The organism is Profundicola chukchiensis, assembly GCF_029664245.1.
GTDB lineage: Bacteria > Bacteroidota > Bacteroidia > Flavobacteriales > Weeksellaceae > Profundicola > Profundicola chukchiensis.
On sequence record NZ_JANAIE010000004.1, the window covers coordinates 282806 to 304037 of the forward strand.

At 32.8% G+C, this 21232-nt stretch carries 9 protein-coding genes; all 9 read left to right on the top strand.

The window, feature by feature from the left end; all coding sequences use genetic code 11:
• Nucleotides 1–85: 85 nt before the first annotated feature.
• Nucleotides 86–4006, top strand: coding sequence for an AAA domain-containing protein (locus NLM59_RS07575; protein ID WP_304417158.1), 3921 nt, complete (start codon nucleotides 86–88; stop codon nucleotides 4004–4006).
• Between the two features lies 1 nt (nucleotide 4007).
• On the top strand, nucleotides 4008–8765 hold the full coding sequence (locus NLM59_RS07580) for a DarT ssDNA thymidine ADP-ribosyltransferase family protein (protein ID WP_304417159.1): 4758 nt from the start codon (nucleotides 4008–4010) through the stop codon (nucleotides 8763–8765).
• Entirely contained in the window at nucleotides 8759–9451 is a 693-nt protein-coding gene (locus NLM59_RS07585) for a macro domain-containing protein (RefSeq protein WP_304417160.1), read from the top strand. Before NLM59_RS07580 ends, NLM59_RS07585 begins: the two co-directional genes overlap by 7 nt.
• 506 nt (nucleotides 9452–9957) lie before the next feature.
• Nucleotides 9958–10824 carry a hypothetical protein gene (locus NLM59_RS07590; protein WP_304417161.1) on the top strand — a complete coding sequence of 289 codons (867 nt, stop codon included), beginning with the start codon at nucleotides 9958–9960 and terminating at the stop codon, nucleotides 10822–10824.
• Nucleotides 10825–11021: 197 nt separating this feature from the next.
• Nucleotides 11022–15266: an AVAST type 2 anti-phage system protein Avs2 gene (gene avs2 / locus NLM59_RS07595; RefSeq protein WP_304417162.1), complete on the top strand. Its 4245-nt coding sequence runs from the start codon at nucleotides 11022–11024 to the stop codon at nucleotides 15264–15266.
• Nucleotides 15267–15866: 600 nt separating this feature from the next.
• Nucleotides 15867–17351: a type I restriction-modification system subunit M gene (locus tag NLM59_RS07600; RefSeq protein WP_304417163.1), complete on the top strand. Its 1485-nt coding sequence runs from the start codon at nucleotides 15867–15869 to the stop codon at nucleotides 17349–17351.
• Nucleotides 17348–18478, top strand: a complete 1131-nt coding sequence (locus NLM59_RS07605; protein ID WP_304417164.1) for a restriction endonuclease subunit S — start codon at nucleotides 17348–17350, stop codon at nucleotides 18476–18478. Before NLM59_RS07600 ends, NLM59_RS07605 begins: the two co-directional genes overlap by 4 nt.
• The gene (locus NLM59_RS07610; RefSeq protein WP_304417165.1) at nucleotides 18475–19068 is read left to right on the top strand and encodes a hypothetical protein; all 594 of its coding nucleotides are present in this window, start codon (nucleotides 18475–18477) and stop codon (nucleotides 19066–19068) included. The genes NLM59_RS07605 and NLM59_RS07610 overlap by 4 nt, the downstream gene beginning before the upstream one ends.
• A 125-nt stretch (nucleotides 19069–19193) precedes the next feature.
• Nucleotides 19194–21232: DEAD/DEAH box helicase family protein (locus NLM59_RS07615; protein ID WP_304417166.1), on the top strand; the 2039-nt coding region annotated here is incomplete at its 3' end.

Below are 21232 nucleotides of genomic sequence, written 5' to 3' on the forward strand. Positions count from 1 at the left end.
TACATTTTCAATTCGCACAGACTGTTTTACAAACCGAGATTTGTGAAAGTGTGCAATCAATGACTACGCTCAAAAAGATTCGCACATGAATGATTTTGAAGTTTGGAAATCATATATAGATGCTTTAGATATATTGACAAATCAATATTCTGAACCCTTCGATATTAAGATATTAGAGGCTAAGAAAGATTCGTCAGTTGTTTATAGATATATTGATTCTAATCAAAGAGACAAAATATTTAAAGGTTTATTAAAGGTGTTTCCAAATTTAAATAAAGAGAATGTCAATTATCAAGACAACCATCTATTATATCCTTTAGTGGAGGAAATTAATAATTCTGAAATTGAGGATTTAAAGTCCTTTGCAGATTCAAACCATTTTGAGTTTTCATCAAAGCCAGCTTTTTCGGGTACTTTCAAATACCCAAAAACCCCTTTAATAGATTTTTTAAGAGAACATGTCGTAACAGAAGAGGCTGGACAACAAGAAAAATCATTAACTCATCACATAAAAAAGAAATATCCCAATTCCACATACAAGGAGAAAAACAAAGGGAAAATTGTGGTTTTGGATGAGACCTATTTAGAGGGAGTAACAATTAAGGAGTGGGGAACTACGTATTCTTTTGAATACAGACTTTCTGTTAAGGGAATATCTACACCTATTGATATTTCAATATCGTCCGACAATGTTCTAGCTATCACTCATTCTAAGAGAAAAAACAAGTTAAGCATTAAGCTTCATGAAAGGATTAGTAAAGCTGAGATTGGAGAAATAAGACATAAAATAGCTAAAATCTTAACCGAAAAGATTGGAAGAGTACCCCAAATTAGCCTGAACACGGTTTTTACAAGAACTAATTTTACTCGCAGGCATAGAGAACAAAATACAACTGTTAATCAAAACCTCGGTAAAACTCAATTTTTAACTCTAGATGAGTTGAAACATATTGATTCTAAGTTGGAAACGAATCAGGAAGTTTATCGCGAAGAGGTTCTTGGTGCAATTTATAAAATTGATGCAAGTGAAAGCTTTATAAATAAGCAATTTGATATTGCTGTTAGGTACCTAAAGGAAAATGTTGGATTATTACCTTATAAGGTTGAGGGTTTCTTAAAGCAAATACATTTAAAGAATGTATTTCTAAAAAAGGAAGCGTTTGAAGCTTTTCAAGAAAACACCTTCTATTCAAATTCATTTCATCTCGTTTCTTACACAATTACTCCAGATGAGTTTGACAAATTTGAACAGATTAGAAAGCAAAGGAAGATCTATTATAAATCAGAGTACAGACCTAATCTTGAAGGTGTAATATTACCTAATCCGGATAACAATGTTTTCATCCAAACCTTTTCCGCATCCATTTCATTAAGTGACTTACAATTTGAAATCTTCTTTTTTCTAAATACGCTTAAACGATATTTTGGAAAAGAGCATATACAGATTGTTCATGAGCACATTTTTAGAATTGATAAACAAAGGTTCTTCGAACATATTAAAGAAGTTATTCCTTATGAAGAATTTCAGATAAGTTCAGATGCAAAGACGATTTCTTTCGATTTTAAAACGAAGGAAGAACTAAGTGAAAAACTACAAAAGTTGGACACCTATGATTCTTTGAACTATTTAGGCTTTGGAGACGATCATAAATACAAAGTAACCTTTGGAAATATAACTCCATTATTCCTAGTCAAGGAGAAATTGGATAAGCTGAACTTTACTAAAACAATTCTTAATGAATCAGGTAATCAGCTAAAAGTTTATGGGTTGATGTCGGATATTAGTTTACTCCCTATTGTTAGAGCTAATATCGAGAATGCTGCCGGCAATTTCACTCAAGACAATATACAATTGAATTGGGATGATTTTGATAGAGGTTTCGTAAAATACTATTTCCAATTTGACGAGGAAAGCTACAAAGAAGAAGTGCAAAAAAAGTTAGAAAATCTTAGAGGTGAGTCATTAACCCATGTTGATTCGAAGAAGACTTTAGGTGTTTTAAAATCCATTTCATATCCCAACTTAACACTTCTAGTTGAAGACAAAAGTCTTCTTGAAGAAGGGGATTATCTAACAGTTAAAAGTGCCTTAAAGGGTGAAAAAGATAAAGTAAAGCGATTAAGAGATGCTGTTGAGAAAATATATTCAGATTCGGGAAATTCAATTTGCAATAAGAATTTGAAACAAGCTCTGATTGATTCATCCTCATTGGAATCTTTTATTGATGGAGACATTACTCGTACAAATGAATACCAGGAATTATATCAAAAGGTAAATGGTGACCTATTAAGCCCTTATATCAATGAAAGACAAAAGGATGCAATAGTTAAGTGTTTATTAAGTGATGATCTGTTTATTGTTCAAGGTCCTCCAGGAACAGGTAAGTCAACTGCTATTGCAGAGCTTATTTGGCAACATTTAGCAAATAATGATAGCGATAAACGGTACAGAATATTAGTTACTTCGGAAACCAACTTAGCCGTAGATAATGCATTAGATAAGCTCAGAAGTAAGACGCACCTGTTAATGAAATCTATACGATTTGGTAGTGAGGAAAAGCTTGATAATGAGGGGAGAAGGTTTTCTTTGGAAGCAATTAATCACTGGAAAAATAATGAATGGGATGGTAGTGATTCTTTGATTTTAGATGACTGGGTTGATTTAATAAACAGCAGATGTATAAACCAAAGTAATGATTCATTTATTAAGCTTTGGAAAGAGCATTTATCGGAGAAAGGAAAAGTCCTTAGAGAGAATGTCTATTCTTCTTATATAAAGAATTGTAACGTAATTGGAGCTACTTGTAGTTCAATAGGAAAAATAAACTCAGAGGGTAGATTTACGCGGTTCTTTCAAGATTTCTCCAATGTTTTTTATCCTAATGAGTTCAAAAAATTCAAATCATCTCCAAGCAGGTCATCCGCAAGTATTCTTAAAAACAAGAAAATTGAGTTTGAGTTAGTTATTCAGGATGAGGCTTCAAAGGCTTCTCCACCTGAGTTAGCACTACCTTTTACTTTCGCAAAAAAAGCCGTGATCATTGGAGACCATAGACAATTACCTCCAATGATTGATACTAATGAGTTTATTGAAAGCTTGATTTATTTAAAGGATAAAAGTAAGGACGATAATCAAGTCATAAAAATCAATAAGCTTATTCGTTTTATTAAGCAGCATAGAGAAAGTTTTGAGCTTTCACACTTTGAAAAACTCTTTACAAATATTGATACTAATCTCAAATCAACATTCGATACTCAGTATAGAATGCACCCAGCTATTAATGAAACTATCAAACAATTCTATAAAGGTGATTTCGAGGATGGAATAGATTTAGAATGTGGACTTCCATTGGATTCTGTAGATGATCCGAATCTTAACAATCCCATGTCTAGATATCATGGTATCACCAAGAAAAAGGATACACATGTAATGTGGTTTGATGTACAAACTCCGGAAATTAAGAAAGGGACAAGTAGAATAAATCCCGGAGAAGTTAAAGCAATTGAATGGATAATTAACACCATTACGTCCAATGAAAATTATTCTACGTTCATCAATCATTGGAAAGAGAATGAAAAGGATCAAAAAGAATTAGGTGTTATCACTTTTTACGGTGCACAAGCCGGATTAATTAAGAAAAATATTCCTGAAGGTATTGATGTTAGAGTGTCTCCTGTTGATAGATTCCAGGGGATGGAAAGAAATATTGTGATAGTTTCTCTAGTAAGAAGCAACATCATTGCTGAAAACGAGCATCAAGTTCCAGACTATGAAACTTTTGATAATGATTATGGATATGCACTAAATGATTCTCTAGGCTTTGCTGAATCTCCAAACAGATTAAATGTTGCACTTTCGAGAGCTAAACGTCTATTAATAGTGGTTGGAAACTCGAAACATTTTAGTAGAAAGGAAATCTATAAGAATGTTTTTGAAACAATGAAGAATCATCCTCAAGGAGAAGTTTGGGATTTTGAAAAACTTATGAAACGTATTGAAAAATAGTATGCAAAATATTTTTATCATAGAGCCAATAAAGATTAGACTTAGAGGGTATAAAACGCTTTTTAGGCGTGCTTTACCTTTGGAAAAATATGAGAAGGCAATTTTAGGGTTGATTCACCAAAATAATAGTGTTTTTGGATTTAGTGAACTTGGTGCTGTTTTAGGATTTGCTGTTGAGGATAATCCTAATCTTCATATACGAAAGGATATCGCTGAAATACAACTCTTTGAATCATATCTTAAAAAACTAAAGACCAGTCATTTAATTGAATACAACAGCCAAAGTATTCAATTAACTTTTTGGGGAGAGAAAGCAATAAATGACGATTGTAAATATTCGTTTTACTCAGGAAACATTCAAATTCCGGAGTTTTTTGATATTGAGCTCTCGAATGAAGCATCCAATTTCACATTTAAAGAAATTGGTGTTGATGTTAGATTAACAAATGAGCAGAATCTAAATAAGGCTTGGGACTTAGCCGAATTAGAAGCTCCAGACACTAATCTTGTTAATCAATTCCAAATGAATAGGTTAAAAAAGAATGATGAGATAATATTTGATAATATTGAACCTCTATCAAACCTGGAATTGATAGAAACGAATTTACAGTTTTCAGAAAGTAATAATTCGGTTAATGTAATATATGAGAGCAAACTTCATGAACAACTATCAAAAGAAATTAATAAAGATCCTAACATTTTAAAAGCGGATTATCTCAAACTAATGATTAGATGTAAAAGATTGGTTGAATCTAAAGAGGCTTTTTTAATTGATGAATTAACTGATTTTATATCAATTATTGATTGGAGTGAAGTTCTTGAAAAACCAAATATTATATGGAACAATAACTCTATTGATTTACTTGAAAAATTTCAGGTTAATTGGAATCTTATAAGTTCTAAGACACCTGTTTCCATAATTCAAGATACAATAGATTCTTATATTGAAAAATTTGATTGGCTAGAATTAACTAATCGCCTAAATATTGATTTTATACTAGAAAATATTGACAAGTATCCTTGGGATGTTGATGTTTTAACTGATAGAGTAACATTAGACAATTTTAAAGACCATTTTTCAAGTATCACAAAGCTACAAGGTATTGATCTTAACAGTTTCTATGAACAAGTTGATAACGAATTTATAAAACAGAATTTCGATCAATTGCCTAACATTACAACTTACTTATCAATTAATAACACGAATAAACTTCTAGAATTTCTTTTAGAACATGCAGATGCTCATTGGAACAAAACTTTAATATCTCAGAAATTAAGTTTGTCAGAAATTGAATCTAATTTTTCAGCACTCAAACAGAATTTGAATTTCGATATTGTAATTGAACGCTTTATTACTAATAGCTATGATTGTAATATTGAAATTTTTAAAGAAACAATTTCTTTATTATCATCTTCTGATAATTCTAAAATCCTCAATAGATTTTCAAAATGCAATCTTAGCTTAGATAAACTACAAATTTTAAACAACCATGGATTAATATATTGGGGGAATGAAGTTGCTCCGGGATTCGAGTTAAACGCTTTTCAGGATTGGTCCATGGAAATCGTAAAAACATTTGAGGGTAAATGGGACTATGATGAGTCTATCAAATATTTGAGTGGTAATATAACTGATCCGAAGATAATAGATGAGTTAAATTTTGAGTGGGATTTTGTAGCTATATCAAAAAATAGTCATTTAGTAAATCATGAAAACTTTTTCGAAGAGAATAAAAGTAGGTTAGATGTTAATTCAGCGATTCATGTATTTGAAAAGAATACCCTTAAATCCAATTTAAGAAGTCTTTTTCTGCTAGATCAGGTAAAGAAGATAGAAGACCTGCCAGTCGTAATCTCTAGGCTATTTAGTCTTAATGATATAATAGAAACAAATACCAACCTTGGAGATTTATTACTTGGTATTTCAAGTGAAATTGATTGGGAGCAAATCTGGTCAAAAACACCGAAATCTTTTGTTAAACAACATATCGAAGAAACGTTTTACCTTATAGAAAGCATATCTTCCTTTAGTTCATTATTGACAAATATCTCTAATTGCTTTGATGTAGGGGAAGTATTTGAATTACTAGATTTTGGATGGGATTGGAGCAGTATTACCGAAAGAGCAATTGAAGAGGGCTTAGTCGATGATGAAACATTAGTGAGCTATTCAGGGTATTGGGATTGGGAAGTATTGATTAAAAATTATTTCGATCCAGAAGATTTGCAAATTGAAGGTAGGCTTTCAGAGATTGCAGATTTGATTTCACAAGCTTCAGATGAAGTAATTGAGAAATCATGGAAGCTTATTACGGACTTTTATCCTTCTCACTCTATTTGGCATGCTATCAGCACGACAGAAACAAATGTAAAATTCAAGTGGGATTGGAATAGTATTAGTTCCTCAAGTAAAATATCCTTAAATCTTAATTCACTTCATAGATATAAAGAAAGAATTAATTGGTCATTATTATCTAGTAACTCTTTCTTGAACGGGTTTTTTAGGTACAACCGTGATATATATGGCTCTAGAAGACAATGGGAAAATTATGTTTTATCCTACTTATCAGAGTTTGCAGAGTTATGGGATTTTAAACAATTATCTAAGCTAAACAACATTACACGTAGCCAGACCATTGTAAATAACTTTAAAGAAAAATGGGATTGGGATATTCTGTCTTCTGAAAAATCTAAACTTCTTACAATTAAAAATAAGGAAGGAGTATTTTTTAATGAACGCTTATTCCAAAAATTCGAGAGGTTTATCAATTTTGAAGTCATATCCCGTCGCAAGGATGCCTTGCTTGATGTTGAAATACTGAATAAGTTCAATGATAAAAATTGGGATTGGAAAGTATTATCTAGCAACGCAAGTTTAAAAATTAAGAAGGAAATCTTACTGAATGAATTGTTTGAAAAACCTTGGGATTGGAAGATCTTATCTAATAATCCTACTATTCCATTTACAAATGATGATTTACTACAATTAAGAGATAAAGATCTTGATTGGAGCTATTTCTCTACGAAAGAATGGCTGGATAACTCAACGATTATTGAATTGTCTCATAAAAATTGGGATTGGTATGCTATTTCAAGTAATAATCAATTAATTTTTGATCAGAATTTATTAAGAGTATTATGTAACAAGGAAGTTGTTAATTGGGGTAATATTTTAAGTTCGAAAAACTTACACTGCAATGAAAAGACCATTGGAATAATTGCAACAACTATTAAAGATTCGCAAGAGTATTGGTCCACTCTTTCTAGCAATCAAAATCTAAGTTTTGAAAATAAAATTTTATTAGATAAGTATAGAGAGTTTTGGGATTGGGATATTCTTATTGAGTCAAACAAAATTGACGTAAACTCTGAATTAATTCTAAGGGAATACCAAAGTTATATTAATTGGACTGCTCTTTCCTCTGCTTCAAGTTTTAATGCAGATATCTCAATTCTTAATGAATTTAAAAACCTGTTGGATTGGAAGTATGTTACAGCTAAAATTCCTTTGAGTGATCAACTACTTGAGAAATTCAAATCGCATATAGACTGGGAAATTTTATCAAGGATGCATGATTTCAGTGGTAAATTATCTTTAATAAAACGGTATTCTGAATTTATTGATTTTGAGAAACTAGAAAACAACCCAACAATTGACTACGAAATAAGTCTTTATATAGGAAAGTATCTAGAAGAGAATACCAAAGCAAGATTTTTATACTCAATTCAGAAACAAAACAATGAATGGGCTGGTAATGCGTTTCATTTCACTCATATTGATAACGCTGTTAAAATAATAAGAGAGGGTAGAATTAAATGTAGAAAAGAAGCTGAGCAGCTTTCGGATTCTGCAGGAAACGTAGTTTGGTCAAACTTAAAACCACACAATTATGCACGATTTTATTTTAGACCACATACGCAAACGCAATTTTATAATGAATTCCTAGGAGTTGACATAGACAAAGGATACTACAATAGTATGCGTGAATATCATTCATTTTATGATAGTGAATATACAATGTTAGGTTTTCCAAAATGTCCCATACCAATTTATTTTATTTTTCCTTTGAATGAAATATTTCAAACCCACCGGATTAAAATTAGTTCAGGAAATATGCAGAAAAATAGTACTAAATTCGGATATCTAAATGAAATGTATAGCCAGTTTAACTTCAATGATTTATTTATTTATCCAGAAAAAAGTAAGGAAGATTGGAAAAAATACAGAAATTATGCTCAACAAGAATTGCTTATTGAAAGTGAGTTTGATTTTTCGTTGTTGAATAATTACAAAATTGTTTGTCACAATGAGCAACATAGACAATTATTAATAGAACTATTAGGCGCTGATAGTATCGATTATATAAATAAAATAAAAGTTGATTCATCTTATTTCAGAAATGAAAATCCAAGTGTTTCCATATTAAAAAAGAACAATACATTTTCTATTTCTACAAATCGTAAAGCAAAGGGGTATTTCGAAATGAACTTTACCGATTCAAATGATATTCATAATTTAGAAGGTGATGTAATAGATAAACAAGATAAGCAAGTCAGATTCAGATCTCATCTTAACCTTACAATTTCGAAAAGGATTGCTGAATTTGAAATTTATTATTGTGATGAAAATAAACAAAAATGGTTTATTCATGCAAATCATGAACTTGACAATAACTTGAAGGACTCAATCAGCCATTTGAAAATAAAAAAATCACATTATTTATTATCTCGAGAGAAAATTGCTGAACATTTATGGTAGTAAAAACTATTAAAGGAAATTTTTTTAACTCTAAGGCCCAAACGATTGTAAATACAGTCAATTGTGTTGGCGTGATGGGAAAAGGAATCGCTTTAGTATTTAAATTAAGATACCCTAAAATGTTTGATTTGTATAAGGATCATTGCCAATCAAAGCTTATTGGAATAGGAAAATTATGGCTGTACAAAGGTGAAGAAAATGCACCTTGGGTTTTAAATTTTCCAACTAAATTTCACTGGAAGCATCCGAGTAAAATGGAATATATAGAAAAAGGGTTAAAGAAATTTTGTTCAAGCTATAAAGACCAAGGAATTACTTCCATTGCCTTTCCACTTCTTGGAACAGAAAATGGTGGATTAGATAAAAAAACTGTTTTAAATTTAATGGAAAAGTATTTAAGCAAGTGTGATATTGATGTAGAGATTTATGATTACGTGCCAGAAGCAGATGATGACCTGTATGAATATTTTGCTTCTAAATGGTTAAAATTGAGTCTCGAGGAAATCAAATTAAAAACAGGAATGAGAAAAGATAAAATTGAGAAGATTACTGAATTGGTAGAATCTGGCGCGGTTAAATCAATGATAGGATTAATTAACGAAAAAGGGATAGGTATTAAGACTATGGAAAAGTGCTTTCAATTCGTAATGAATAATAAAAATGAACAATTGACATTGTTTGAATAAACGCAAATCAGACATACAGGTATAATTGAAATTCTCAAGAACCATCGCTTTTTTAACAATTCTAAAAAAAAGAACTAATTTTTTTGAAAATCAAAGGATTTGAAATACATGTAAAATCAATTACAAATGGCATTGTAAACAACTCGTTTATCAATTAATTAAAGCTTAGTCTGCATCTTTTCAAAATCTCACCAATTCCTTCAGAAAGCTCTTTTTTTAGAGAATTTCGAGCTCACAAAGCTTCAAACTTGAACTGTTTTGCGAGATTTCTATAAAATTTAGCGCGTGTTTTTGGTTCTTTAGAGGAAGAGTTTTAGGCGTTTTGGGTTAAAACATATAAAACATACCGCAGCATTGTGGGAGGGTAGCAAAACCTCTGTTTGTTTTAACAAAATATTAAAAACTGATCTTGGTAATGTTTTTAATTGTTAAATTTATAAACTTTTAGTCTGAATAAACTCCCTAAAGAGTTTATTCCGTTGTTAGGCAACATTTGAGTATAACCAATGGAGGAAACAATAAATTTGGGAAAAGTAAGAGAAGGAAAGGTTGAGTATCTTCAAGAATTATCTAAAGAACAAATTGAACTTTATGACAAATATTCAAAAGAATTAATCGAAATAAATAAAACGACTTGGCCATTTTTAATTGCTAAAGAAAATTATTTTCTTTTTATGGAAGAAACTTTAGCGGATTTTAAAAATGTCAATTTTGCGGGAGAAGTTCCTTGGGAATTTATGCAAGAAAAAACTATACAATCTAATCGTAGATTATTTAACTTTTTAGGTTCCTTCTTTTCTTATGTCGACCACACAAAAACTTATTTGTCAAGAAAATTTGGAAAAGATTCCAAAGAACTTCTTGAATTTAAAAAGGAAACTTCTTTTCATTTTGACTACACATTTGGTTATCGTTTTTTTTGCAAATTAAGAGATTACACTATTCATTGCGGTATGCCTATGGGAAATATATCTGCTACTGCAACACGGAACGAAAAAAGAAAAGTTTATGAGAATTCTGTAACATTAAAATTCGGTAGAAACGAACTATTACAAAAGTTTCCGACTAAAAAATGGGGAAATATTGTTGGACCTGAATTGGAAAAAAAGGAAGAATTCTTTAGCGTTTCAAATTTAGTTTATGATACTATGTTATGTATTCAAAATTTAAATGAAAAACTGGTTGAATTCAATAAAACATTAATAGATGAAGCAACTGAAAATATCTTGAAAGCATTAGAAATAAACTCTAATTGGGACGAAAATTATTGCTTGCTTCTATGGAAAGAGCAAAACGGAGAAAAAAGCATTCAAATTTCACAAATACCATTTCACTTAATGCGAACGAAAAAAAAGTTGCCTAATACAGTATAAAGGCTATAACTTGATCTGTCCACACTTGGAAAATTCTACGGATTTTCTAAAGCTGGTTTTCATCTGTAGAGGTGTGTGCCGAAACACGTCACAGTTTATATACATAAACGTTATATGCCATGCTGCGAAGCTACCGCACAAATAGCACTTTTGGTTTTTGCAATCCTTGGTTAGGAAATGATAATATTTAAAATTATATGGAGCCAGTATCAATTACAATTATAACATACGTATCTCTCAAGTTTGTTGATCAATTTATAAAAGAAGAAGGTTACGGACCGCTAAAGAAATTTTTCTTCCCAACAAAAAAGTATCAAAATAGACTGGTTAAAATTATATATGAAACAGTTGAGGAATTTGAGAGAAAAAATCCAACAAAAACCGCTTCCAACAAGTTCCCTTTTTATCACTCCCAAATATTGTTTGATGAACTAAACAAGTATATTCTATTCAACAATTCACAAACCGATTATGGTTCTGTAATTGAATTATTGAAAGATAACTCCAACATTTTGATTCCTAGAACTAATGAATTGGAAGCATTTTATGGAATTTTCACAGAAAAGATTAACAATGACAGCAATCTGAAGAAGCTATTTATTGAAGAAAATTACAAGGCCAAAATCTTTGATTTAGGTGAAAGTATCAATAGGATAGAAAGAAAACTTGATACAATAAGTTCAACTGTTCAAACTCTTCACTCCGAAACGACATTTCAACCTGATCAAAAATGGTTCATTGAGCAATGTAAATCATCAATTGATGACCTTGGAAAAAGGTACACTCCTGAGCTAAATGTAAAACTTGAAGTATCTGAAATATTCGAAGGCCTAGGAAGAACCGAACAATTTAAAAGGAAAGTAACAAAGCAATTTGATCAGTTTCTGATAAAAGGAAAAAAAGTATTAAAGAATCAACCTGAAATTAAAGAAAGTCTTGAGAGTTTAGAAAATGCCTTTGATGAATTACAGACTTTGTTTCAAAGTACTGATTTCTTAGGAACTGCACCAATTCCGATAAATGACTTTGAAGACTTATTGAACAAGTCTGAAAGCTCTGTTCAAGGTATTTATGACTATTATATAACTGAAGAACATAAAGTCCAAAAAGAAAAAAATGACTACCAATATTATCATAAACACGGTACTGAATTAAGAATTATTAGAGAGTTTGAACACGAGCTTTCTACTTTTAAAAATTTAATTCATAGCTCCTCATTCAAACTTGCGAACAATCCTTTTTTATTACTAGATGGTGAAGCTGGCATTGGGAAATCACATTTGATTGGAGATATAGTTTCAAGGAGAATTAATAAAGAACATGAAAGTGTTTTTCTTCTCGGTCAACATTTTGTTACGGAAGAAGATCCATGGACACAAATTTTCAAAAGACTTCAAATAAACTCTAAGTCCGCAGATTTTCTCAGAAAATTAAATAAACGAGCGGAAGAGTCAGGAAAGAGAATGGTCCTTTTTATTGATGCAATCAATGAAGGAAAAGGGAACTACTTCTGGAATGAGTTTATAAAAAGCTTCATTAATGAGATAAAGAAATATGAATGGCTTGGTCTTGTATTGACTATAAGAACCTCTTACAAGAAGTTAATTTTCCCTGAAGAAGAAAGAACTGGCTTAGGCATTGTTGAACATCATCATTATGGATTTAGGAATATCGAATATGAAGCAAGCAAATTGTTTTTTGACAATTACAGCATTGAACTGCCTAATGTACCACTGTTGCATCCAGAATTTAAAAATCCACTCTTCTTAAAACTATTTTGTGAGGGAATTAATAAAGCAGGATTAACCCGTATCCCAGATGGTCTTCAAGGCATAACTTCAATTATTAACTTTTTCGTCAAAAACGTCAATGTTGTTTTATCAAAACCAAAAAGAGTTGGGTTCTCAGATAGTTTAAACTTAGTACAAAAATCCATTAATGCTTTAATAAAGTACAAAGTAGATAATGAACTTAGATATGTTCCATATGAACAAGCTTATGAAGTCGTCAATGAATCTATTTCAAGTTTTATCGACAAAAAAGGATTTATAGATGAATTAATTACAGAAGGTGTATTATCAAAAAACCTCTTTTGGAAAGAATCGGATGATTATGAAGAAGGAGTTTATTTGGCCTACGAGCGATTTGAGGACCATTTAACTGTTCAGTACCTGCTTGAGCAATATCCTGAATTAGAGAAAGAGTTTAAAGAAAATGGCAAACTCTATAAATATGTAGAAAATGAAAACGCAGTTTATAGGTATAAAGGACTAATTGAGGCTTTGTCAATTCAGATTCCTGAAATCAAAGGTTATGAGTTTTATAGCCTTATTCCTGATCTAAAGGATAAATATCCAATTGTTGAGTCTTTTGTTGAAAGTTTACTTTGGAGAAAGGTAGATACCATTAATGAAGAGTCAAAGAAATATGTAAATGAACATGTATTATCCTACCAAAGTACACATGATTATTTCTGGGAAACTATTCTTGCAGTTACAGCAATCCCAGACCATTTCTTCAATGCCCGCTCTTTACATAATCATTTACTAAAGTTCACACTTCCTGACCGAGATGCAAATTGGACACAATTGCTCAAATACAAATATGATAATGAATCATCAGTAAAAAGGCTTATTGATTGGGCATGGAGTGAAACAGACAAATCGCACATCTCGGATGAATCAGTTTTACTTTCGAGCATTACCTTAGCATGGTTTCATACTTCTACAAACAGAGAGCTTCGAGACTGTTCTACAAAAGCAATGATTTGTTTGCTTCAAAACAGAGTTCATTTACTTATTGAATTACTCCAAAAGTTTGAAACGGTAAATGACCCATACGTTTATGATCGTTTGTTTGCCGTTGCTTACGGTTGTGCAGTGAGAACAAATAAGAAAGAGGAATTAGTAGACCTAAGTGATTATATATACGTAACCATATTTAAGGATAAAGATGAAGTTTATCCCCATGTTCTACTTCGTGATTATGCAAGGGGAGTAATTGAGTTTACAAGTTTTTCGGGTATTGAGTTACCTTTTGATATTGAAGATGTAAGACCTCCATACAAAAGTTCATTTCCTCAAAAAATCATGACTAATGAGGAGATTGACAAAAAATACAAATTCGATTATGACGCCAAGGATTTCAAAAAGCACTATTGGTCTCAGAATTCGATTCTTAGTTCAATGACAACCGAGTACGGTCGAGGTACTGGTGGATACGGAGATTTTGGAAGATACACTTTTGAAAGTGCTTTAAGGTCATGGGATGTTAATACTAACCAGCTTAGTAATCTTGCTATAGAGTGGATTTTTGAAAAATATGGTTATGACGTAGAAAAACATGGTAAATACGATAGTAACACAAGCTCATCTGACAGAAGAGCATCAACAATTGAGAGAATTGGCAAAAAGTACCAGTGGATTGCTCTTTACGAGATGATAGCGCGAGTTTCGGACAATTTCAAGAAATATGAAAGATGGAGTTTTGAAAAGGAAAAAGAAGTGCCATACCAAGGTCCTTGGGACCCTTACATAAGAGATATTGATCCGACATTGCTTATTAGCGAAACAGGAAGTTATGATGATGACGAGCCTCAAGATTTCTGGTGGGTTAATAACAAATTATTTAATTGGGACTGTACAAACGAAAGCTGGGTAAATGATTCAAGTGTACTGCCTAAAATGGAAGAAATCATCCAGGTTAAAGATGATATGGGAGAAGAATGGTTGGTATTGGAGGGATACCCATCTTGGTCAGAACCAAAAAAAATTGGAGAAGAAAAATGGGATCAACCACATAAAGAGCTATGGTGTCATATTAGAAGTTATCTAGTTAAAGATGATGAGTACAACTCGTTTAAAGATTGGGCTATCGAACAGGAATTCATGGGGCGTTGGATGCCTGAAAGTGGTGACAGATACGAGATGTTCAGCAGAGAATATTATTGGTCACCTGCTCAGGACTATTTTATGACTGAATATTTTGGAGGCACGGAATGGACAGAAGTCTACGACAGAGAATCAGGTAAATTTGTTGCAGAGGTAAATGTAACCGCACAAGGTTTTTTATGGGAGGAAGAATTTGACAACTCGAAAGAGGAAACGATTAGCTTTTTAAAACCAAGTACTGTTATTCACAAGGGTATGGATTTAAAATATAGCCAAAGAGAGGGTGAGTTTATAGACAATTCAGATATGGTTCAATGTTTTGCAGCAAATGTTTATCATGATTCAAAATCTTATCTTCTTGTTAGGAAACGTTCTTTTTTAAAGTTTCTATGTGAAAACAAATTAAAGGTTATTTGGACGATACTAGGAGAAAAGCGAATTATTGGCGGACGATCATTCGGAATTGAAAATCAAGGAAGATTAGAAATTAGCGGTGCTTATTATTTTGAGAATGAAGAATTGGACGGAACTATTACAACAAAGAAAACCTAATACAAGTATCCATACTCATTGGCAAGTCGCTCAATACAACCACACAAACAAAAATTTGCTAAAAAATATGGCTGCCTCAAACACTTAAAAATATTGAAGAATTAAAAAACAGAAAAACAGCTAGCAATATGTATACTGCTAAGCACTCGGCAGGTTATACAAAACCCCAATCAACCCCAACTTAAAATTTAGCCCCATAAACCCCAAAGCCAAATATCCTGCTTTTAAAAATAGAGGTCCTTTTCCATCCCTCCATCTTTCCAAGCAAATTGGACTATTTTGGACTTTTTAATGATGCTTGGTCTGCTTATATTTAGCCACGTTTATCTTTTATACATAGGCAGGTCTTAGGGTGATGGTAAATTCATTGCTAATAAGACTTTAAAAACCTATGGTAGAGGATGAACTATCTTAAAAATTCAATTAAAATTTGGATGATTTAATGCGTTATGCGGTATTAGAACTTATGAGATCTTCTGATGTCGTAGTGCTTGCGCAGTCTATTATCCCATATATTTTAAGGCTTGGGTAGGGGAATGCTTACCAAAGTTTGCCGAAGAGATTTTTAAGAATTACATTTAAAACCCAAAACATTAAAACATGATTACTGGAGAAACTAAAAGTAAAATAGATAGAATATGGAACGACTTCTGGACTGGAGGTATTTCTAATCCATTAACTGTCGTAGAGCAGTTTACCTATCTTATCTTCATAAAACAATTAGACGACAAACAGATTCTAATGGAAAAGCAGGCCAACCTATTGGGTGTGCCGATTGAGAAGCCTATCTATACCGAAGAGCAAAGTCCATTGCGTTGGTCTAATTTTAAGAATAAGGATCCAGAAACCATGTTTGACTTGTTTACCAAGCAACAGCGTGAACTGAATGACATTACAGCTTTTGATTTTATGAAAACCATCGGAGCTGAAGGTGGTGAGTTTGCAAGGTTTATGAAGGGGGCTATTTTTATGATTCAATCGCCTAAGTTGTTAGATAAAGTGGTGCAACAGATAGATGAGCTACCTCTAGACAACAGAGATACCAAAGGTGATTTATATGAATACATGCTTTCTAAGATTGCTGAAGCAGGTACCAACGGACAGTTCCGTACGCCGCGCCATATCATCAATATGATGGTAGAAATGACGCAGCCTAAAAAAGATGATATCATTTGCGACCCAGCATGTGGTACAGCAGGGTTTCTAGTTTCTGCGGGTGAGTATATTTATCATAACCACAACGATTGGTTTCAAGACAAAACTTTTAGAGAGCACTTTAGCGAAAAGATGTTTAACGGTATCGAATTCGATCCTTCTATGTTGCGTATTGCAGCTATGAATTTGCAATTGCACGGTATCGAAACGCCTGTGCTTATTGGTAAAGATGCCTTGAGCGAGGCCAATGCTGGCATTGAAAACGAATACACCATAATTCTAGCCAATCCACCTTTTAAAGGAAGTTTGGACTATGATGAAGTAGAGAGTAGTTTGTTGCAAACCACCAAAACCAAGAAAACAGAATTACTGTTTTTGAGTTTAATGTTGCGTACCCTAAAGGTAGGAGGACGAGCTGCTGTAATTGTACCCGATGGAGTTTTGTTTGGAAGTTCTAGAGCCCACAAGAGCATAAGAGAAGAATTGGTCAACAACCAAAAACTAGAAGCCGTTATTTCTATGCCTTCTGGTGTGTTTAAACCTTATGCTGGAGTTAGTACGGCCATTTTATTCTTTACCAAAACCAATTCTGGCGGAACAGACAAGGTTTGGTTTTATGATATGCAGGCCGATGGATATAGTTTAGATGATAAGCGTTCTGAGATTAAAGACAATGATATACCTGACATCATAGAACGTTTTAAAAATTTAGAAGCCGAAGCCCATAGAGAGCGCACCGACCAAAGTTTCATGGTACCTCTAGAGGAGATTAAAGAAAACGATTGGGATTTATCTATCAACCGATATAAGGAAATTGTTTACGAGGAAATTGAGTATGATGCTCCTGAAACTATAATTGATTCTATTAAGAATATAGATAAGTCTAGGAAGGATGCAATGTCTAATTTGGAAAAAATGATGAACTTATGAAGTATGTTACTTTAAAAGAAATTTCAAATAATGGATTGTTTAAAGACGGGGATTGGATTGAAAGTAAAGATCAAGATAAAGATGGTAATGTTAGATTATTGCAGTTAGCAGATATTGGTGTTGGGATTTTTTTAGATAAGTCTTCAAAGTTTATTAATCAAAATACCTTTGAATCTTTAAAATGTACAGAAATTAAGAAAGGTGATATTCTCATTGCAAGGATGCCCGATCCTATTGGAAGAGCTTGTTTATTCCCTATTGAGAGTTCTGAATTTAGATATATTACAGCTGTTGATGTTGCAATATTAAGAGTTAATAATGATGTTGACAATAGGTATGTATGTTATATATTGAATAGCCCTTCTATGCTCTCAGAAAGTTCTAGACAAAGTACTGGAGCTACTAGGAAAAGAATTTCAAGAAGCAAATTAGCTAAATTCAAAATCCCTCTTCCCCCATTAGAAACCCAAAAGAAAATTGCGGCCATTTTAGACGAAGCCGATAAACTTCGCCAACTAGACCAACAACTCATCGAAAAATATGACGAGCTAATACAAAGTTTATTTTTGGATATGTTTGGGGATCCTGTAACGAATCCAAAGGGATGGGAGAAGCTTAAGTTCTTAGAAATATTCAATTATACAACAGGTAAGCTTGATAGCAATATGGCTGATATTGATGGTAAATATCCCTTTTTTACCTGCGCTAAAGATGTTTTCAGAATTAATCAATTCGCTTTTGATCAGGAGGCTCTGCTATTGGCAGGGAACAATGCAGCTGGAATATATGACGTTAAATATTATAAAGGAAAGTTTAATGCCTACCAAAGAACATATGTCTTAACATTAATTAATAAAAAATCAACCTATCCATTTTTTAGGTTTCATTTAGAAAGTAAACTAAAGCAACTTCAAAATGTATCTATAGGTTCAGGAACTAAATATTTAACGTTAAAAATTTTGAGCCGATTAGAATTTATCAATCCACCGATCGAATTACAAAACCAATTCGCAGAACGTGTTGAAGCGATAGAAGCCCAGAAAGCTTTAGCTCAACAAAGTTTAGAAAAAAGCGAAGAATTGTTCAATAGCTTGTTACAAAAAGCTTTTAAAGGAGAATTGGTATGAATCTGCTAAGGATAATCTTTGTTTGCTTCCTATTCATCTGTACACAGGCTTGTAAAGAGTCTTCAGCTAGTTCTTATAGCAATTTTGATGATGAAGAAAGCTATACTTATGAAGAGGAAGAAGAAGCCTATCCAGATGATACCTATTGTGCTGATGTTAAATACTACAATCCAGATACAGGAGCCAGAAGTAATTTTACTTTAAATGTGGAAGTTGAGGATAATGAAGTTACGGTTATCCATTTTTTTACGGGTTGGTTAGATGGTAGCGAATTTTCTTCTCAAGACTTAGATAGCAATGGATACTGTTCTATAAGACTATATGATGGTAGAAAGTTTGAAGTCCAAATTACAGGATCAGAATGCAGCTATACGGATGGTTATAAAATTCAAAATGATATTGATGACGAAATAGCAGAAGTTACTTGTCCGAGATGTGGATCTTCCAAATACAGTTATGATGATTATTGTGATTCATGTGAAGACGAGATAGAAAATACTTGTTCTAGATGTGGTGGTTATGAGTATTATGTAAATGGAGGACTTTGTAGCGACTGTAAGCGTGATGACGAAGAAAATGATGATTGGTAGTAGCTAAGCTTAATTAGCCCAAGTTGAATTAATATATTTTTCGTGAAAAGCTTTGGTTTTTAGTTCAATAAATATGGTTATCAAATCTTTTCTTAGTAATTTAAAACTTTAATTAGCCAAAAGTTATGCAGAGCAACTTTGAATTTATCAAAAATGACTTTCCAGAACTCTACCGTGAGGCAGTAGAGGCAGAGAATTATGTATATAAAGCACCCAAGTACGCTGCATTGCAAACTAGGGTAGTCCTAGAGCTTACGCTGAATTGGCTATATGACAACGATCCCGATTACGAAAGACCTTATGATACCAAACTAGCTTCCTTATTATATCACGATTCTTTTAAGAATGATATAAAAATCTCTTTATTAAACGAGCTTACACTGGTTAGAAGAATAGGTAACAATGCAGCCCATGGTAAAAAGGTAAGTAATCAAGAAGCCTTAATTTGTCTGAGAAGTATCTTTAGATTGCTCTCTTTTATTGGACTTAATTACAACGAAGAAGAGCCAGACATTCCATTTTTTGAAGAGGCCTATATTCCAACAGGAGAGCTCAACGAAAAAACTTTAACACAGCTACAAGCCAAATCTGACGCTGTAGATAAATTACTAGAGGACAAGAAAAAACAACAAGAAAAAACAGAAGAACTTCAGAAGGAGAATGAGTTATTAAGACTTAGGATTGAGCAGCAAGAACAAGAATTAAAAGAGCGTAAAGAAGAGCGCCAAGTAAATGTAGATTTTGACGAGAAGATTCCAGAGCTAACCTCTGAAATGGAGACGCGCAAAATGTACATAGATGTGCTGTTAAAAGAAGCGGGATGGGATGATTTAAGAATGCATAGCGACCTAGAGTTTAAAGTTACAGGTATGCCTAGCTCGGTGAATGCATCGGGAAATGGTTATGTAGACTATGTATTGTGGGGAGACAACGGTAAGCCTTTGGCAGTCGTAGAAGCTAAGAAAACGCTACACGACCCCAAGAGAGGAAAACATCAAGCTTTTTTATATGCCAACTGTCTAGAGCAAATGACAGGGCAGAGACCTATTATATTCTATAGTAATGGTTTCGAAACCCATGTGTGGGACGATACTTTCTATCCAGAGCGAGAAGTAAGTGGATTCTATACCAAAGATGAGCTACAATATCTCATAGAACGAAGAAAAACAAGAAAAGACTTACGAGAGTTTCAGGTAGATAGAGACATTGCAGGTCGACCGTATCAATTAGAAGCCATTAAGCGTGTGGCAGAAGCATTAGTCACCACACACGACAACGAACTTAGAGGGAAATCTAGAAAAGCCTTGTTGGTAATGGCCACAGGAAGTGGAAAGACCAGAGTATCCGCAGCTATTGTAGACATGCTCACGAAGTCCAATTGGGCTAAGCGAGTGCTGTTCCTAGCTGATAGAAATGCCTTGGTGACACAGGCCAAAAACTCGTTTAAAGAGCATGTGCCACATCTAAGTTCCATAGACTTGACTAAGGAGAAGGAAGACAATGGTACGAGGCTGGTTTTTTCTACCTATCCGACCATCATGAACCGTATTGATAGTCAAAAAAATGAAGACGGTAGATTCTATGGTCCTGGACATTTCGATGTCATTATTATAGACGAAGCACACCGATCGGTGTATCAAAAATACCGTGCTATATTTGAATACTTCGATGCTATATTGATTGGATTAACGGCAACGCCTAAAAAAGATATAGACCATAATACCTATACACTCTTTAATATTGAGGATGATAACCCAACCTTTGCGTATGAGCTTAATCAAGCCGTACAAGATAAGTTCTTAGTTCCACCAAAAGCCATCAATCTGCCCGTTAAGTTTGTTCATGAAGGCATTAAGTACAGTGAATTATCAGAGGCAGATAAAGCTAAATACGAAGAGACTTTTTTTGATGGAGAAACAGAGGTAGAAGATTCTGAAATAAGTAAAACAGCCATTAATAAGTTTTTATTTAATAATAATACCATTGATGAGGTTTTAGATTATTTAATGAATCACGGAATCAAAGTAGAAGGAGGTGATAAGCTAGGTAAAACCATCATTTTTGCTAAAAACCATAAGCACGCTGTATTTATAGAAGAACGATTCAATAAAAACTATCCAGAATATTCGGGTAAGTTTCTGAGAGTTATAGATAACTATGAATC